Source organism: Enterobacter sp. I4 (genome assembly GCF_022669095.1).
Lineage (GTDB): Bacteria > Pseudomonadota > Gammaproteobacteria > Enterobacterales > Enterobacteriaceae > Enterobacter > Enterobacter pasteurii.
The window spans coordinates 607,091-623,065 of record NZ_JALBUO010000003.1; the positions used below are offsets into that span (position 1 = coordinate 607,091).

Below are 15,975 nucleotides of genomic sequence, written 5' to 3' on the forward strand. Positions count from 1 at the left end.
CCTCCCTTTCGGGAGGTTTAGGCGTCATTTTTGGGTGAGCGTGGTGGACACGGTGTAATCAAGTGACCACGACGAATGCCAGTCCTTACCGGCAAACTTGATATCTCCCCGGTATACCCCGCTCGGGAGATCCGGGTTATCGGCCTGCACATACTTCAGGCTGGCGCGATAGCCCGTGGTTTCCCACGTGCTACACAAAACCGCCACGTTGAACGGACGGGTGGAACAGTCAGAGCCGCGCTGCGCGCGAATTTTCACGTCCCGGGTATTGCCCTGTTCGTCCTTCATCGGCACGACAAGCGTGCTGTAACCTTCTGCGGTCCACACCAGAGACGTCGGCCCCTTTGTGCTTCCCGTTGCCACGAACCCCAGCGAAGGGAAGCCAAATATTGCGCCCGTACTGAATGCCCCTGTCGAACCGGTGATGCTCCACATGGCTGAATAGCTGGCAATAAACACCACCGTTTGATCGGTTTTAGCGGCGTTATTGATTGCAGCGCTCACCTTTGCCGTACCGGTATCCGGGCCGCTCAGCTTCACGGTCGCTGCGCCGCTGCCGTTAGTCACGCTGGTTTGCGCTGAAAGCGTATTAAGCGTGGTGCTCCAGCTGACCGTCGCATTTTTAACGGCATTACCGTTTACGTCTTTCACCACCGCGGTGTAGGTAATGCGGTCGGTGTTGACTACCGCGTGGTCAGAACTGGCCTTGAGGCTCTCAACCCTGGCGGTGGTCGCATCGCCAGTGAATGTTACTGGCTCCGCGTTTATCGCCGCCGTTGAACCGACAACTGTTGCGCTAACCGTTGCCGTTCCGGCCGTTGTCGTTGACGCCGTTACAGCCGCCTGACCCGCTTCATTGGTTTTCGTGCTGGTGCTGGCAAGCTTCACGCTGCTGTTATCTACACGCCACGCAACATCCACACCGCTGAGCGGGTTATGGTTGGCGTCCTCGACGGTGGCGGTCCAGCGTATGGTCGCGTTCCCGTCAGCCACCGCCTCTTTTTTATCCGCACTGAGGCTCGTAAATTGCGCTGTCGCCGGATTACCGATCACAGAGAGAGTAAGCGTCTGACCGCTACCATTCACCGTTGCGGTAACCGTCATGTTTCCCGCCTTGCGCGATGAGAAGCGCGTTTCAGCCTGCCCTTGCGCATTGGTCATTGCTGAAGCTGGCGTCAGGGTCACGTCGGCGGCATGAGTGCTGCTCCAGCTAACGGCGGCGCCTGGTACAGGGTTCTGATGGCTATCCACCACGGTTGCGGTTAATACTACGGTATCGCTGTCGGCCACGATGCCGGTCGTTTTATCCGCAGTTACGGTAGCTATCTTTGCCGTCGTGGTGTCACCCGTGAAGGTCAGATTCAACACGCTTAACCTGCTGCTGCCAAGCGTTGCCTGGAGAGCATAGTTCCCCGCCGTGTCAGAGCGTAACGTCACGCTCGCCTTACCGGTTGCATCCGAAACGCTGGCCGTATCGGATAACGTCGCGCCGGAAGGGCTCACCTCCCAGTCAACCTGCGCCCCGACTACCGGGTTATTATTGGCATCCACAACGGTCGTGCTCACCGTAATACCGTCGGTGCCGTTGGCAACCGCGGTCACGCTGTCGGCGGCCATCTCCGTCAGTTTCGCGGTCGTGAGATCGGCCGTGAAGGTCGCGCTGTCAGCACGAACGGGTGCGCTTTCTGCGGTCCGGGCCGTTATAACCACGCTGCCTGATTTCAGCGAGGTAACCACCAGCGAAGCATTTCCCCGCGCGTCCGTCAGCGTAGCGTTGTCGGCGAGCTTAACGTCAGCGTTATCTGCCGACCAGTTAACCGCCACGCCCGAAATCGCGTTACCCTGCAGATCGCGCACCTGCGCCGTCCAGGTAATACCGTCGCTGCCGTTTGCTATAGCCTCTTGTTTATCTGCTGTTACCGCGGCAATGCGCTGCGTGCTGGTATCGGCCACGAACGTCACGGCCTCGGCTTTCATGACATTTTTCTGGTTCACGTCGGCGTAAACCCAGACAACGCCCGTCTTTGCCGACGATAAAGATAACGTGGCGTTACCCGCGCTGTCCGTCACTGAGGTTTTGCTCGCTACCTGAGTCCCATCCTCACGCTTAACGGTCCAGTTGACCGTAACGTTGCCAAGGGGATGATCGCTGCCGTCAGCAACCAGTGCGGTGTAGGTTACGCTGTCGCTATTATTCGCCACAACCTTCTGCTTATCGGCAGTTACCGTTTCCACCCGGGCGCTGGCAACATCCGCAATAAATTTCAGGGCTGGTGTCGAGAGCGTGTTTCCCCCCTCCAGCTGCGCGCTCACCACGGTTGAAATCACATCGCGGCTGGTCAGCCGGATGCTGGCCTCCCCGCGTTCGTTGGTGGTGGACTGCTTGTCTGACAGCAGAGCCGCTGCATTATCCGCAGACCACATCACGACCTGCCCTGACAGCGGAGCGCCATACTGGTCGACTACGCGTGCGACAATCGAGACCGGCGTTACCCCATCTGCTGGCGCACTCAGCGTCGACGGCTCAAGGGTAGCGATCTGAGGATTAACGGAAATCGCCTCCTCAGTAACAGACGCGGTAGCGAGTTTAACCGTTCCGTCGATCAGCGCCTGCACCTTGATGGTCGCCGGAGTGGTGCCGCTGGTGAGCGTCGCCGTGTAAACGCCGCGCGCCGATTCGCGGAACTGGCTTACCTCTGGCGCTACCGCCGCGGCAGCAGACGCCACGCTATTTTTTAGCGTAAGCGCTGTACTGAGGCGCTCCGCCAGGCCGGTGGCAACTTCTCCTGAGGCGGTTTTCAGCGTCAGCGTTAGCGCAGACTGGCTGGTACCATCCGCCGGAAGCCTGGCGGGTGATGCCGTCAGGCTGGACTGTAAGGCGTTAACGTCTATGCCGTTAACGCTCACCTCCATTCGCGCGGTATTAGAGGTATTGCCGTGTTTGTCGGTGGCGGTAGCGGTTAGCGGATAGACGTTTGAGCCGCTGCTCTGCCAGGCAGGAAGCGTAATCACCGCCTGGGCCGGATCGGCACCCACGGTAATTTTCCCCCCGTGGCGGATCAGACTGTCGCCGCTCCACTCGATGCGCTCGAGCCCGTATTTTGACGTCACTTTTGCCGTGACGGTCTGCCGGGCGTTCTCCTCACCGGCAATATTTTCAGGCAGCGAGAGCGAAATCAGCTCCTGCTTGCGATAATCAAGAACGATATTGTTGTTACGCTCAACCAGCGCCTTGCGTGACCCCATCAGCGTGCGTTGAGCCCCTACCCGATCTGCGTCAAGCTGGGCACTCAGCGGCACGCCAGGCGCCCAGTTCAGGGCGAAGCTTATTTGCGTGTCCGACGCCTCGCCTTTGCCCATTTTTTGGTTTACGCCCAGGGTAATCAGCGGAACGGGCGTGTAGTTCAGACCAACCGTCACCGCGTAAGGATCTTTCTGACGATCGTTTTCATCGTCTCCGAAAAGCCCGACGTGCTCGCCATAGTATTGTTCGTAGATGAGGTTCGCCCCAAGCTGCGGATAGGCTGGAAGATAGCCGGTTGCACGCAGGTCAAAACCGTTCGCCACGCGTTCGTCATAATCCTGATAGCGTGAAGACGACATCCAGTCGCTCAGGCGATAATAGCCATTCGCAGAAAGCCGCAGATAGTCCCAGCCTGCCTCAGCCCCCACGCCCAGCCGCTGATGCTGGTTCGCCGACACCTGACGATCGTAAAAGGCGTTCACGCCCCACATCCAGCTGGAATTAAATTCGCGGTAGCCCAATCCGGCATTAACGATATTTCTGTCATCGTGACGACGCCCGCCCAGTTGGGTGAACACCAGCGAGGACTGTTGCTCATATAAAGGGATAAGCAGATCCAGCGCCGCGTCCTGAATGGAAAAATGCTCATCGGTACCAATATTCAGACGCGTGGTACCAAATTGATTTAACCAGGACTCAATTTCCTGCGTGGCGGTATTTGTTGCCTGGGACGTAATTGCGCTTGCGACAGAATGGCCGCTGCCGCTCTCCAGCAGCGACCCCGCCTGCACGGCGGTTTGCGCTACCACCCGCTCGGTGCTTTGCGGCTCGGATACCTTATCCTGAGCGGCGACGGGCGTCGCTCCCAGCGAAAATAACGACGGCGGAAGCAGCTGCAGTGCTATTTGCAACCAGGCTGCACATTTTTTCAGGCTCATTACATTCATCCTTGAATAAAAAAGAGCCATAGTACGTATCAGGACTTAAAGATAAAGTCGGTGCGTTTATTTTAAGAATCCATAAATATAATCATTCACCAAATATATATTTCAGCCCCCTTCTTTTTTATCCCAAATATTCAATCACCGATAAACCCGCATTATAATCCGTGCTGTAAATAATCCCCTGCGCATCCACAAACACGTCGCACGACTGGATCACCTGCGGACGGTTCGGGCGCGTATCCATCATCCTTTCAGGAGCAGCAGGTACCAGCGCCCCCGTTTCTACCGGCCGGTACGGGTTCGAAATGTCGTACGCGCGCACGCCCGCGTTCTGATACGTCGCGAAAATCAGCGTTGAGCTGACGAAGCTCCCCGGCCGGTTTTCGTGCAGGTTATGCGGGCCGAAGTGCGCGCCTTTTGCCACATAGTCACGCTCATCCGGCTGCGGGAAGGTGGAGATGCTCACCGGGTTAGCCGGCTCGCGGATATCAAACAGCCAGATGAGCTTCTCGCCGTCCTGCTGGTTATCCAGCACCGCTTCGTCGAGCACCACCAGCAGGGAGCGGTCCGGCAGCGGCAGCGCGGTGTGCGTCCCGCCGCCAAACGGCGGGCTCCAGCTGCGGTGGCTAATCAGCTTCGGCTGCGCGCGGTCTTTCACGTCCAGCAGCGTCAGGCCGCCGTCGCGCCAGCTGCCGTAGGCGGTATCCCCGGCGATGATGGCGTGATGCAGCGCGTAGCGTTTGCCTTCCGGCCAGTCCGGCCGTTCACCTTCGGCCTGATTCATCCCCGGCAGCCACCAGCGCCCCGCCACTTCGGGCCTGCGCGGATCCGCCAGGTCGATGGTCAGGAAGATGTAATCGGTAAAACCGTCGATCAGCGCCGACACGTACGCCCAGCGCCCGCCGACGTACCAGATACGGTGTATGCCAATGCCGCTCAGCGACAGAAAGCCGATTTCACGCGGCGCGTCCGGCACGGAGATGTCAAATACGCGCAGGCCCGCGCTCCAGCCTTTGTCCTGCACGTCGCTGACGGTCTCCCCCACCTGGCGAGTGTAGTAGACCTTCTCGTCGGCGAAGCGGGCATCGGCAAACAGATCCCGGGCGTTGATGACCAGCAGCAGATCGTCGTGCGCCTGGAGGTGCACGTTCCAGGTACCCGGCGGCGCGGGCACGTAGCCCGCGGGCCTTGGATTTTTTGCGTCGCGCACGTCAACAATCGAAAAGCCCTGCGACACCATATGCCCGATATAGGCGAAACCGCGATGCACCATCAGCTGCACGCCGTCCGGTCGACCGCCCTGGTCGCTATGGCCAATCAGCCGCATATTGCGGCTGTACTCTGGGGGTGGCAGTGTCGTCACCGTTAGCTCCTGTTGGTTTTCCCCCTCTTCCTGTCGGAGAGGGCCAGGATGAGGGCATCAGGCTTCACCTGACGCCACCGGAACTGGTTTATTTATTTTTAGCGGCAAGCGTCGCAAACCACGGCGCAATAAAATCTTCCGTCTGGCCCCAGCCCGGAATGATTTTTCCCAGCGACGCCACGTTCACCGCGCCCGGCTGGGCGGTCAGGAGCGCCTGCGGGATCGCGGCGGCCTTGAAGTCATAGGTTGCTGGCGTGGCTTCCCCGGCAATCTTGTTGGCAATCAGGCGCACGTTGGTCGCCCCAATCAGCTTTGGATCCACCGCCACGCTCACCTTCCACGGGCTGCCCGGCTCGCGCATCAGCTGCAGATCCTGGTTGGAGATGTCGATGCTGTAGAGCTTGATCTCGGTGCGGCCGTTCTCTTTGAGGGCCTTGTACGCGCCCTGGCTGAAGGCGTCCCAGGTGCCCCAGATGGCGTCGATTTTGCCTTTCGGGTATTTCGCCAGGATCGCACCCACCTTGTTGGCGGTATCGCCCTGCACGTCAGAGGAGACCGCGCCGATGGACTCCAGCTCTTTGATGTCCGGGTACTGTTTTTGCAGCTCCTTATATGCCGCCTGACGGCGCTCCATCGGCGGGAAGCCCGCCACCCACAGCCTGACGATATTGGCCTTGCCGTTGAAATCTTTTGCCAGCTGGCCGAAGGAGAGAGTCGTCAGGGAGGCATCGTCCTGCCGGGTGACGGTTACGCCGGGGATGTCGCCGTTAACCGCGGTATCAAACACCGAAACCTTAATCCCGGCATCCACCGCCTTCTTCACCAGCGCGGTCGAGTACGGGTCGCGGCCCTGAGAGAGAATAATCCCGTCATATTTCTGGCTGATGGCCTGGTTCACAAAGTCCTGGAATTTGGCGTCATCGCCGTTGCTTAAAAAGGTGCTGACCTTAAAGCCAAGCTTCTTCCCTTCCTGAATGGCCCCGGCGACAAACTGCGTGGTGTTGTCGTCGGAGCCAAGGTTGCGGATCACCGCGATGCGGATCGGGCCGTCGTGGTTAGCAATGGCCGACGGCACCGGCGCGGCCGCAAAGCCCGGCAAAGAAGTCAGTAACCCAAGCGCCACCAGAGAGCGTGCAATCTTTTTCATTTTTTATCCCGTTGCGTTGTCAGCGTTTTTGTATGTAGGTAATGGCCAGCGCCACGGCGAGCACCAGCCCTTTTATAATGTCCATGGCGTAATACGGCACGGAGAGCATCACCAGCCCGTTCGACAGCACGCCGAGGATCACCGCCCCCACCAGCGTTCCCAGCGCGTTCGGCTTGCCGGACCCGGCCAGCGAAAAGCCGATCCACGCCGCGGCTACCGCATCCATCAGGTAACCACCGCCCGCATTGACCTGCGACGAACCGATGCGCGAGGCCAGCAGAATGCCGCCCAGCCCCGCCAGCAGCGAGGCAATCACGTAGGCCGTCACCCTGTAGCGCGTGGTGCGAATGCCGGAGAGGCGCGCGGCCTCCGGGTTGCCGCCAATGGCGTACATGCGTCGGCCGTGCGTGGTCAGCGACAGCCCAAGCTGCGCCAGAAGCGTCACCGCCAGCATGATAATGACGATGGTTGGCACCTGCCCCAGCAGGCCAAACGCTGCCGGAATGGTGCCTTCCGCCATGTCGCCGCTCGGCAGCACCATGTTTTCGGTAATCGAGCCGCCGTAGCTGTAGGTCATCGCCACGCCCTGAATGACGAACAGGCTGGCAAGCGTGGCGAGCATGTCCGGGATGCGCAGGATGACGATCAGAAAGGCGTTAAACAGGCCGACCAGCGTACAAAGCGCGAGGGTGATCAGGATCGACTCGGTGGTGCCGAAGCCGTGCCAGACGAACAGCGAAATCACCAGCGCGTTCGCCAGCGACGCCGTGGAGCCAACGGAGAGATCGAACCCGCCAACGGTCAGCGAAATCGACACGCCGACGGCGATCACCGTCACGATGGCGATCGAGCGCAGAATGTTGATGATGTTGTTCGGGTCGAGGAAGCTGTCCGACGCCAGGCCAAAGATGGCCACCAGCGCGACGACGGTAAGCAGCATGCCCCACCTGTAGAGAAAGTCGAAAAGTTGCTGACGGCCAGATACCGTCGCCGTTACTGAAAGGGCCTTGCTCACGACGCCGTTCCTCCGGTTGAATAAAAAAGTAGTGTCTCTTCCCGGGCTTCGGCTCCGGCGATTTCCGCCACGATGCGCCCGTCCCACAGCACGCAGATGCGATCGCACAGCCCCACCAGCTCGGCAAACTCGCCGGAGGCGTAAATCACCCCTTTGCCTTCCCGCGCCAGGCCGTCGATCAGCTGAAACAGATCGGTTTTGGCCTTTACGTCCACGCCCTTGGTCGGCTCGTCGAAGATCAGCACGCTGGCATCATTGCGCAGCCATTTGCCGATCGCGACCTTCTGCTGGTTGCCGCCGGAAAGACGACGCAGCACCTGCCCCGGCCCGCGCGTTCGCACGCCGACGCGGGCAATGACCTCTTCCGCCCAGCGCCACGCCTGACGATGGCCGAAGAGGCTCCAGCGCGAGAAGCTGTTATCGGCGCACACGGCAAGGTTCATGCTCACCGGCTCGTCAATAAAGATGCCTTCCTTGCGCCGCTCCTCCGGCACCAGCGCCAGCCCGCGCTGCACCGAGTCGGCCGGGTCGCGCGGTTTCCAGGGCTGATGATTCAGCTCGCCGCACGCCGTGCGGCTTTTGGTGGCGCCAAACAGCGCCTTGCAGAGCTCGGTTTTCCCCGCGCCCGCCAGCCCGGCAATCCCGAGGATTTCGCCCTTGCGCAGGTGCAGGGAGATATCTTTCAGCAGCGCGTCGTCATGCAGCCCCTCCACCCGCAGCAGCGTCTCTTCACCGTGCGGGGGACGCGGAGGCGGATAGATATCGCTCAGCACGTGGCCGAGCATTTTCTCGACGATCGCTTCGCCGCTGAGGTCCGCCATCGGGCCAGACTCAATCAGCCTGCCGTCGCGCAGCACCGTCAGGGTGTCGCAGATGGCCTTCAGCTCGTGGATGCGGTGAGAAATAAACACCACGCCGATGCCCTGCTGCTTTAAGCGCCTCACCACCGCAAACAGGCGCTCGCTTTCGTGTGCGTCCAGCGGCGCGGTGGGCTCATCAAGAATTAAAAAACGGCAGTGGTGCGACAGCGCCCGCGCCAGCAAAATCTGCTGCTTTTCGGCCAGCGAACAGCCGTCGACGGAACGGCGCACGTCCAGAGCCACGTCGAGCTGCGCCAGCGCCTGCCGCGCCTGCTGGCGAACGGCGGACCAGCTGTAGCGGTGCCCCGGCTGCGCCAGCTGGTCGAGCATAATATTCTCGGCGATGCTTAACCCCGGGATCAGCGCCACGTCCACCTCCTGCTGCACGAGGTGAATGCCCAGCCGCTTCGCGTCAAGCGGTTCACGCACGCTTACCAGCTGGTTGTTGATGCAGATTTCGCCTTCGTAATGACCGTGCGTTCCGCACAGCACCGCCATCAGCGTCGATTTCCCCGCGCCGTTGGCGCCGGTCAGCGCATGCACCGATCCGCCGTTCAGGGTAAAGTCCACGCGCGACAGCGCCTGAAAGCCGGAAAAGGCCAGGCTGATACCGCGCATCTCAAGGCGACTGGAAACCATCCGCGTAAATCCTTCATTACTCTTCTGATTTATCGAATTTTTCACAGCTCCGGTTGACTGACAACGACGGAAAAGGCATAAGATAAAGCGAAATATTATTAGCCATCCGGATGTCCAGACATAACATCGGGTTAGCGCTTGCTAAAAAAGGACAACACCATGATCAACACCGATATCCGCGTCGTACCCGGCCCGGCGAACTACTTCTCGCACCCTGGAAGCCTTGCGCATCTGAATGACTTTTTTACCCCGGAGCAGCTCTCCCGCGCGGTGTGGATCTACGGCGAGCGCGCTATCGAAGGCGCGCGCCCTTTTCTGCCGGAGAGCTTTAGCGCGCCGGGAGCAAAGCACCTGCTGTTTAAGGGCCACTGCAGCGAGCGCGACGTCACCCGTCTGGTGAACGACGCCGGCAGCGATACCCGCGTGGCGATCGGCATCGGCGGCGGTGCGGTAATGGATACCGTTAAGGCCGTGGCGCGTCGTTTAGGGGTGCCGTTCGTTGGCATTCCCACGATTGCCGCTACCTGTGCTGCGTGGACGCCGCTCTCCGTCTGGTACAACGATGCCGGTCAGGCGCTGCAGTTCGAGATTTTTGACGACGCCAATTTCCTGGTGCTGGTGGAGCCGCAGATCATCCTTAACGCCCCGGCGGATTACCTGCTGGCGGGGATAGGCGATACGCTGGCGAAATGGTATGAGGCGGTCGTACTCGCGCCGCAGCCTGAAAACCTGCCGCTGACCGTGCGTCTTGGCCTCAACGGCGCGCTGGCGATCCGCGACGTGCTGCTGGAGCGCAGCGAAGAGGCGCTGGCCGACCAGCAGCGCGGCGACCAGACGCAGGCGTTTCGGGACGTGGTGGACGCCGTTATCGCCGGTGGCGGTATGGTCGGCGGTCTGGGCGAACGCTATACCCGCGTGGCGGCGGCACATGCGGTGCACAACGGCTTAACCGTGCTGCCGCAGACGGAAAAATACCTCCACGGCACGAAGGTGGCCTACGGCATCCTGGTGCAGAGCGCCCTGCTCGGCCAGGACGACGTGCTGGGCCAGCTGGTAGCGGCCTATCAGCGCTTTAACCTGCCGACCACGCTTCGCGCGCTGGAGGTCGATATCCATAACCGCGACGAGCTAGACAAGGTCATTGCCCACACCCTGCGCCCGGTGGAGTCGATTCACTATTTACCGGTTACGCTCACGCCAGACGTTCTGCGCGCCGCGTTTGAAAAGGTGGAATCCTTCAGCCGTTAATCGCGCCGACGGGCTATACCTAATGATGATTCTCACCACTCTCGTAACGAGGTCATCATGCAGATCGATTTATCAGGTAAGAAAGCGCTGGTTACCGGCGCCAGCCGGGGATTGGGCCGTGCTATCGCGCTGTCGCTGGCGCGCGCCGGTGCCGATGTGGTTATCACCTATGAAAAGTCCGTCGATAAAGCCCAGGCGGTCGCCGATGAGATAAAAGCGCTGGGGCGGCACGGCGAGGCCATTCAGGCTGACAGCGCCAGCGCGCAGGCGATTCAGGACGCCGTCACCCAGGCGGCACGCGCCCTCGGCGGGCTGGATATTCTGGTCAATAACGCCGGGATTGCGCGCGGTGGCCCGCTGGAGTCCATGACGCTGGCGGACATCGACGCGCTTATCAACGTCAACATTCGCGGCGTGGTGATTGCCATTCAGGAAGCGCTGGTGCACATGTCCGACGGCGGGCGCATCATCAATATCGGCAGCTGTCTGGCAAACCGCGTGGCGCAGCCCGGCATTGCCGTTTACTCCATGACCAAATCTGCCCTGAACTCCCTCACCCGCGGCCTGGCGCGCGATTTAGGCCCGCGCGGCATCACCGTTAACCTTGTTCATCCGGGACCGACAAACAGCGACATGAACCCCGAGGACGGGGAGCAGGCGGAAGCCCAGCGCCGGATGATTGCCGTCGGTCACTACGGCCAGCCGGAAGACATCGCGGCGGCGGTCACCTTCCTCGCCAGCCCGGCCGCCGGACAGATCTCCGGTACGGGGCTGGACGTGGACGGCGGTTTGAACGCCTGATCGCACATTTTCTGTAAGCCTCTGTCGCCCGGCAGAGGCGTTTTCGAGCCGCCCCGACGGTTTGCGTTTTGCCTCTTACCTGCGTTTGTTCTCCGCTCTACAGTTCCCCATAAGAAATTCGGAATTTATCTAATAGTCTTATTATTTCCTTATGTTTTGTGTGGGCGTACAGTGGAGGTACGGATGAAGATTGTCTGGTCAAAAACGGCAGAGAAACAATTTTCTAAAATCGATAACCGGTATCAGAACCGCATTAAATTCAGGCTGGAGAAGATGGACGATAAAGCTTCACCTGTATCGGATATCAAGAAATTATCTTTTCCCGAAAACCACTACAGGCTGCGTTTAGGTGATTACAGGGTCATCTACACCTTTGGGGATCCGCCGGGCGATACCTGCTACGTAGTGGCAGTAAAACGCCGAACAACTACCACCTACCTTCATGAGGAACATACGGAATATGGCTATTCAGTTCATAAAGGATGAAGAAGGAAAAAACCAGTATGTCGTCATTCCTTACGGTGAATACTTTCGTATGCGCTTAGCCATGCTGGAGTACGACGACGACGATGAAAACGACTGGGAGGATATTCCTTATGAGTCAGACATCTACGATAACGTAGGCCTACCGGGAGAGGTCTGCAACGTAATGCACAGCCAAAACGTCAGCCTGCAGGCCGCCTGGCGCATCCTGCGCGGCATGTCGCAGCAGGAGGTGGCGGAGAAACTCGGCATCAGCCAGTCCGCCGTATCACAGCTGGAAGCGCTGGACTCCCGTCCGCAAAAGCGCACCCGTGAGAAGCTGGCGGCGATTTACGGCTGTAAGCAGGAGCAGATCAGCCTCTATTTACCGAAAGAGGGTTAACAGCACTTCGCCCCGCCCTTGCCGCCGTAGCGGGCATCCTGACGGTCGCGGAAAAATGCTTCGTACGTCATTGGCGTCTGGTCCGGATGGTTGACGCGCATATGCTCAACGTAGTTATCGTAGTCCGGCACGCCAATCATCATTTTGGCGGCCTGGCCCAGGTACTTACCTGCTTTGGAAAGGGTGTCGAACATAGGTCATTTCTCGTTTGTTTTCACCTCACCCCGGCCCTCCCCCCAAAGGGAGAGGGGGTTCTAAGTTCCCTCTCCCCTTTGGGGAGAGGGTTAGGGTGAGGGGTATATCTGGTTAAATTAATGCGCCCCTTTAGCCTGGCTCACAATCTCGTCCAGGTTTTCAGGCATCGGCTCATACGGTGTCTCTTTCGCCGTCGGCTTGTCGACTTTCAGCGCCGCCAGCGCGGTTTTGAGAGAATACAATGCCAGCACCACAACCACCACCATAAAGAAGATGGTCAGCCCGGCATCCAGACGGTTGTTAAACACCAGCTGCGACAGCTGCGACTCCGTATACTGCGGCGGGATCGCGCCGCTGTCGATCATCGCCTGGAACTTGTTAGCAATCGCCAGGAAGCCCACCTTGTTGTCCGGGCTGAAGGCTTTCTGCCAGCCCGCCGTCAGGGTACAGATCAGCAGCCACGCGGTAGGCACCAGCGCCACCCACGCGTAACGCTGGCGCTTCATCTTGAACAGCACCACCGCGCAGAGCATCAGCGCCATGCCCGCCAGCATCTGGTTGGCGATACCGAACAGCGGCCAGAGGGTGTTAATCCCGCCCAGCGGATCCACCACCCCCTGATGCAGGAAGTAGCCCCACGCCAGCACGCACAGCGCCGTCGCCAGCAGGTTAGCCGGAAGCGAATCGGTGCGCTTCAGGTTCGGGGAGATCACCCCCAGCAGATCCTGGAGCATAAAGCGCGCCGCTCGGGTACCCGCATCCACCGCCGTCAGGATAAACAGCGCTTCAAACAGAATGGCGAAGTGATACCAGAACGACACGTCCATCAGCCCGCCCAGCGCGCCGTGGAGAATGTAGGCCATGCCTACCGCAAGCGTAGGCGCCCCGCCCGCTCGGGAGATAATCGACTGCTCGCCCACCTCGTTAGCGATATGCGTCAGCGTTTCAGGGGTAATCGCAAAGCCCCAGCCGCTCACCACCTGTGCGGCAGAGGCAACCACGTCAACGGTTCCGGCCGGGGCCAGCACCGCCATCGGGCTGTTCATCGCGAAGTAGACGCCTGGATCGATAATGCAGGCGGAGACCAGCGCCATGATCGCCACGAAGGACTCCATCAGCATGCCGCCGTAGCCGATCAGGCAGGCCTGATTTTCATTCGCCAGCATCTTCGGCGTAGTGCCCGAGGCAATCAGCGCGTGGAAGCCGGAGACCGCGCCGCAGGCGATGGTGATAAACAGGAACGGGAACAGGTTGCCGGTCCAGACCGGGCCGGTGCCGTCGATGAACTTAGTCAGCGCAGGCATGGTCAGGGTCGGGCGCATAATCAGAATGCCGATCGCCAGCCCGACGATGGTACCGATTTTCAGGAACGTTGAGAGATAGTCGCGCGGGGCCAGCAGCAGCCACACCGGCAGCACCGCCGCCACGAAGCCGTAGCCCACCAGCATCCATGTCAGCTGTACGCCGGTAAAGTCGAAGAACGGTGCCCAGGTCGGGCTTTCCGCTACCCAGCCGCCGGAGATAATGGCGAACACGAGGAACACCAGGCCAATCACCGACACTTCACCAATGCGCCCCGGGCGCAGGTAGCGGATGTAGATCCCCATAAACAGCGCCAGCGGAATGGTGAAGGCTACGGTATACGTCCCCCACGGGCTGTGGGTTAGCGCCTTCACCACGATCATCGCCAGCACCGCAAGGATGATCACCATGATCATAAAGGTGGCCACCAGCGCAATCACCCCTGCCGTTGCGCCCATCTCCTCTTTCACCAGCTCACCCAGAGAACGGCCGTCGCGGCGGGTGGAGACGAACAGCACCATAAAGTCCTGCACCGCGCCCGCCAGCACCACGCCCGCCAGGATCCAGATCATTCCCGGCAGGTAGCCCATCTGCGCCGCCAGCACCGGCCCCACCAGCGGGCCCGCTCCGGCGATGGCCGCGAAGTGGTGACCGAACAGCACCTTTTTATCGGTCGGCACGTAGTCCAGCCCGTCGTTATGACGGACCGCGGGCGTCATGCGCGTGGCATCAACCCCTAAGACGTTCTTCGCGATATAGCGGCCATAAAAACGATACGCAATCAGATAAATGCAGACGGAGGCAACGACGATCCAGAGCGCATTGATCTGCTCCCCCCGGTTGAGGGCGATATAGCCCAGGGCAAAGGCTCCCACAACGGAGAGCACCGCCCATGTAAGGTATTTCCCTGAGTTATTCATAGCTGTTGTCCGGTGTTGTGAAACGGTGAGATGTTACATTTTGTTTCTAGAACAACGGATAAGATTTAACAACTTTGAAACGCAATAATGCGTGGTCAAACCAGAGATTTACACCACAGTGTTAAGCCGATCACTTTCGTGACGTCCTCGGTCACACTTTTGCCTTTTTCGTCCAGGCACCGTCTTACGGAATGATTTGTATCATTTTTTTTGGTCATAACCTCGCCAGAATGATCCTGCGCAATCGCGTGCATACAAGGAAAAGGATATGAACAGTTCAGTACCTCAGGATAGTAAGGTCGGGCCCGGCGCGTACTTCGCGCTGGCGTTTGCAGCCGTTTTCTTCTCCGGCCTGCTGGGCGGAAAAGAGTGGTATGGCGTCTTTGATTTCACCACCCTCAACGGCGCGTTTGGCAAAGTGGTCAGCAAAGCCAGTCTGGACGACGGCACGCTAACGACGTCCAGCAGCGCCTTTCGCGGCGTCGGCGGCAGCGGCGCGATGGACGGTTTTCTCTTCGCGCTTGGTTTAATTCCGGCGGTCATGTTTGCGCTGGGGACGATCAACGTGCTGGAGCACTACGGCGCGCTCCGTGCCGCCCGCAGACTCTTAACCCCTCTGCTGCGCCCGCTGCTGGGTATTCCCGGTACCGCCGGGCTGGCGCTGATTGGCAGCCTGCAAAGCACCGACGTGGGCGCGTCCCTCACCCGAAACCTGTCTGATGAAGGGCAAATCAGCGAAAAAGAGAAAGACGTCTTCGCTATGTTCCAGTTCTCTGCCGGAGCGATGATCACCAACTTTTTCTCATCGGGTGCAATCCTCTTTACGCTGGTGGCCGCAGACGGCACGGCAGCGGTTCCCGCCTCCATCGGGGCCTGTATCGCCGTCATGTTCATCATGAAAATCGTGGGTGCAAATCTGCTGCGATTGATCCTGTCCTTCACCGGTAAAGGAGACGCCGCATGAGCGCCCCACAGTCTAATCCCGTCATTACCGATGTGTTTATAGAAGGCGCGCGCAAAGGCTGGGGCATCGCCACCAGCAGCACCCTGCCCAACGTGGTGATGGCGTTTATCATCATCAAGGCGCTGGAAATTACCGGAGCCCTAAAAGGGCTGGGCCTGGTCTTCGCTCCGCTAATGGGGCTGTTTGGCCTGCCGGGTGAGGCCGCCGCCGTGCTGATTGGCGGCTGGATGTCGATGGGCGGCGGGATCGGCGTTGCCATCGGCCTGTTTGATAAGGGCATTCTTACCGGCGAGCACCTGGCTATCCTGGCGCCCGCTATCTACCTGATGGGCTCGCAGGTGCAGTACCTGGGCCGCATTCTGGGCGTGATCGGCACGCGCGCCAAACGTATTCCGCTGATGATCGCCATCTCGGTGATCAACGCTTTCTTAGCCATGCTGTTGATGCGCATTATTCTCTGAACAGGAC

The 15,975-nt window shown here is 59.7% G+C and carries 13 protein-coding genes; 6 read left to right on the top strand and 7 right to left on the bottom strand.

Annotation, left to right across the window (positions count from 1 at the left end):
- Window positions 1-24: 24 nt before the first annotated feature.
- The 5 genes from MOQ06_RS22165 to MOQ06_RS22185 all read right to left on the bottom strand — a co-directional run bounded on the left by MOQ06_RS22165 (window position 25) and on the right by MOQ06_RS22185 (window position 9,212).
- Window positions 25-4,182 (bottom strand): Ig-like domain-containing protein, encoded by a 4,158-nt coding sequence (locus MOQ06_RS22165; protein WP_242174818.1) that lies wholly within the window; start codon window positions 4,180-4,182, stop codon window positions 25-27.
- A 127-nt stretch (window positions 4,183-4,309) separates the two neighbouring features.
- Window positions 4,310-5,551 (bottom strand): LVIVD repeat-containing protein, encoded by a 1,242-nt coding sequence (locus MOQ06_RS22170; protein WP_242174820.1) that lies wholly within the window; start codon window positions 5,549-5,551, stop codon window positions 4,310-4,312.
- Window positions 5,552-5,639: 88 nt separating this feature from the next.
- The gene (locus tag MOQ06_RS22175) at window positions 5,640-6,698 is read right to left on the bottom strand and encodes a sugar ABC transporter substrate-binding protein (protein ID WP_242174822.1); all 1,059 of its coding nucleotides are present in this window, start codon (window positions 6,696-6,698) and stop codon (window positions 5,640-5,642) included.
- 19 nt (window positions 6,699-6,717) lie between these two features.
- On the bottom strand, window positions 6,718-7,713 hold the full coding sequence (locus MOQ06_RS22180; RefSeq protein WP_242174824.1) for an ABC transporter permease: 996 nt from the start codon (window positions 7,711-7,713) through the stop codon (window positions 6,718-6,720).
- Window positions 7,710-9,212 (bottom strand): sugar ABC transporter ATP-binding protein, encoded by a 1,503-nt coding sequence (locus MOQ06_RS22185; protein ID WP_242174826.1) that lies wholly within the window; start codon window positions 9,210-9,212, stop codon window positions 7,710-7,712. The genes MOQ06_RS22180 and MOQ06_RS22185 overlap by 4 nt, the downstream gene beginning before the upstream one ends.
- A 159-nt stretch (window positions 9,213-9,371) precedes the next feature.
- On the opposite strand from MOQ06_RS22185, the gene MOQ06_RS22190 reads away from it, so the two are divergent.
- The 4 genes from MOQ06_RS22190 to MOQ06_RS22205 all read left to right on the top strand — a co-directional run bounded on the left by MOQ06_RS22190 (window position 9,372) and on the right by MOQ06_RS22205 (window position 12,126).
- Window positions 9,372-10,460 carry an oxidoreductase gene (locus MOQ06_RS22190; RefSeq protein ID WP_242174828.1) on the top strand — a complete coding sequence of 363 codons (1,089 nt, stop codon included), beginning with the start codon at window positions 9,372-9,374 and terminating at the stop codon, window positions 10,458-10,460.
- Window positions 10,461-10,517: 57 nt separating this feature from the next.
- Entirely contained in the window at window positions 10,518-11,261 is a 744-nt protein-coding gene (locus MOQ06_RS22195; protein WP_242174829.1) for a 3-oxoacyl-ACP reductase family protein, read from the top strand.
- Window positions 11,262-11,444: 183 nt separating this feature from the next.
- Entirely contained in the window at window positions 11,445-11,747 is a 303-nt protein-coding gene (locus tag MOQ06_RS22200; protein WP_242174831.1) for a type II toxin-antitoxin system RelE/ParE family toxin, read from the top strand.
- Window positions 11,722-12,126, top strand: coding sequence for a helix-turn-helix transcriptional regulator (locus tag MOQ06_RS22205; RefSeq protein WP_176610920.1), 405 nt, complete (start codon window positions 11,722-11,724; stop codon window positions 12,124-12,126). The genes MOQ06_RS22200 and MOQ06_RS22205 overlap by 26 nt, the downstream gene beginning before the upstream one ends.
- On the opposite strand, the gene MOQ06_RS22210 is transcribed toward MOQ06_RS22205, so the two are convergent.
- Both MOQ06_RS22210 and cstA read right to left on the bottom strand, forming a co-directional pair.
- Window positions 12,123-12,320, bottom strand: a complete 198-nt coding sequence (locus MOQ06_RS22210) for a YbdD/YjiX family protein (RefSeq protein ID WP_014169079.1) — start codon at window positions 12,318-12,320, stop codon at window positions 12,123-12,125. The two genes, MOQ06_RS22205 and MOQ06_RS22210, sit on opposite strands and share 4 nt — an antisense overlap.
- Before the next feature lie 117 nt (window positions 12,321-12,437).
- A complete protein-coding gene (gene cstA, locus MOQ06_RS22215) occupies window positions 12,438-14,543 on the bottom strand; it encodes a pyruvate/proton symporter CstA (RefSeq protein WP_242174832.1) in 2,106 nt (701 codons plus the stop codon).
- Between the two features lie 268 nt (window positions 14,544-14,811).
- On the opposite strand from cstA, the gene MOQ06_RS22220 reads away from it, so the two are divergent.
- Both MOQ06_RS22220 and MOQ06_RS22225 read left to right on the top strand, forming a co-directional pair.
- The gene (locus tag MOQ06_RS22220; RefSeq protein ID WP_242174833.1) at window positions 14,812-15,507 is read left to right on the top strand and encodes a nucleoside recognition domain-containing protein; all 696 of its coding nucleotides are present in this window, start codon (window positions 14,812-14,814) and stop codon (window positions 15,505-15,507) included.
- Window positions 15,504-15,968 carry a YjiG family protein gene (locus MOQ06_RS22225; protein WP_242174834.1) on the top strand — a complete coding sequence of 155 codons (465 nt, stop codon included), beginning with the start codon at window positions 15,504-15,506 and terminating at the stop codon, window positions 15,966-15,968. Before MOQ06_RS22220 ends, MOQ06_RS22225 begins: the two co-directional genes overlap by 4 nt.
- Window positions 15,969-15,975 lie beyond the last annotated feature (7 nt).

Excerpts from the sequence above, each read along its gene's own strand:
- MOQ06_RS22220 (WP_242174833.1), top strand. The coding sequence starts at position 14,812 with ATGAACAGTTCAGTACCTCAGGATAGTAAGGTCGGGCCCGGCGCGTAC.
- cstA (WP_242174832.1), bottom strand. The coding sequence starts at position 14,543 with ATGAATAACTCAGGGAAATACCTTACATGGGCGGTGCTCTCCGTTGTG.
- MOQ06_RS22165 (WP_242174818.1), bottom strand. The coding sequence starts at position 4,182 with ATGAGCCTGAAAAAATGTGCAGCCTGGTTGCAAATAGCACTGCAGCTG.
- MOQ06_RS22210 (WP_014169079.1), bottom strand. The coding sequence starts at position 12,320 with ATGTTCGACACCCTTTCCAAAGCAGGTAAGTACCTGGGCCAGGCCGCC.
- MOQ06_RS22200 (WP_242174831.1), top strand. The coding sequence starts at position 11,445 with ATGAAGATTGTCTGGTCAAAAACGGCAGAGAAACAATTTTCTAAAATC.
- MOQ06_RS22185 (WP_242174826.1), bottom strand. The coding sequence starts at position 9,212 with ATGGTTTCCAGTCGCCTTGAGATGCGCGGTATCAGCCTGGCCTTTTCC.
- MOQ06_RS22190 (WP_242174828.1), top strand. The coding sequence starts at position 9,372 with ATGATCAACACCGATATCCGCGTCGTACCCGGCCCGGCGAACTACTTC.
- MOQ06_RS22225 (WP_242174834.1), top strand. The coding sequence starts at position 15,504 with ATGAGCGCCCCACAGTCTAATCCCGTCATTACCGATGTGTTTATAGAA.
- MOQ06_RS22205 (WP_176610920.1), top strand. The coding sequence starts at position 11,722 with ATGGCTATTCAGTTCATAAAGGATGAAGAAGGAAAAAACCAGTATGTC.
- MOQ06_RS22195 (WP_242174829.1), top strand. The coding sequence starts at position 10,518 with ATGCAGATCGATTTATCAGGTAAGAAAGCGCTGGTTACCGGCGCCAGC.
- MOQ06_RS22175 (WP_242174822.1), bottom strand. The coding sequence starts at position 6,698 with ATGAAAAAGATTGCACGCTCTCTGGTGGCGCTTGGGTTACTGACTTCT.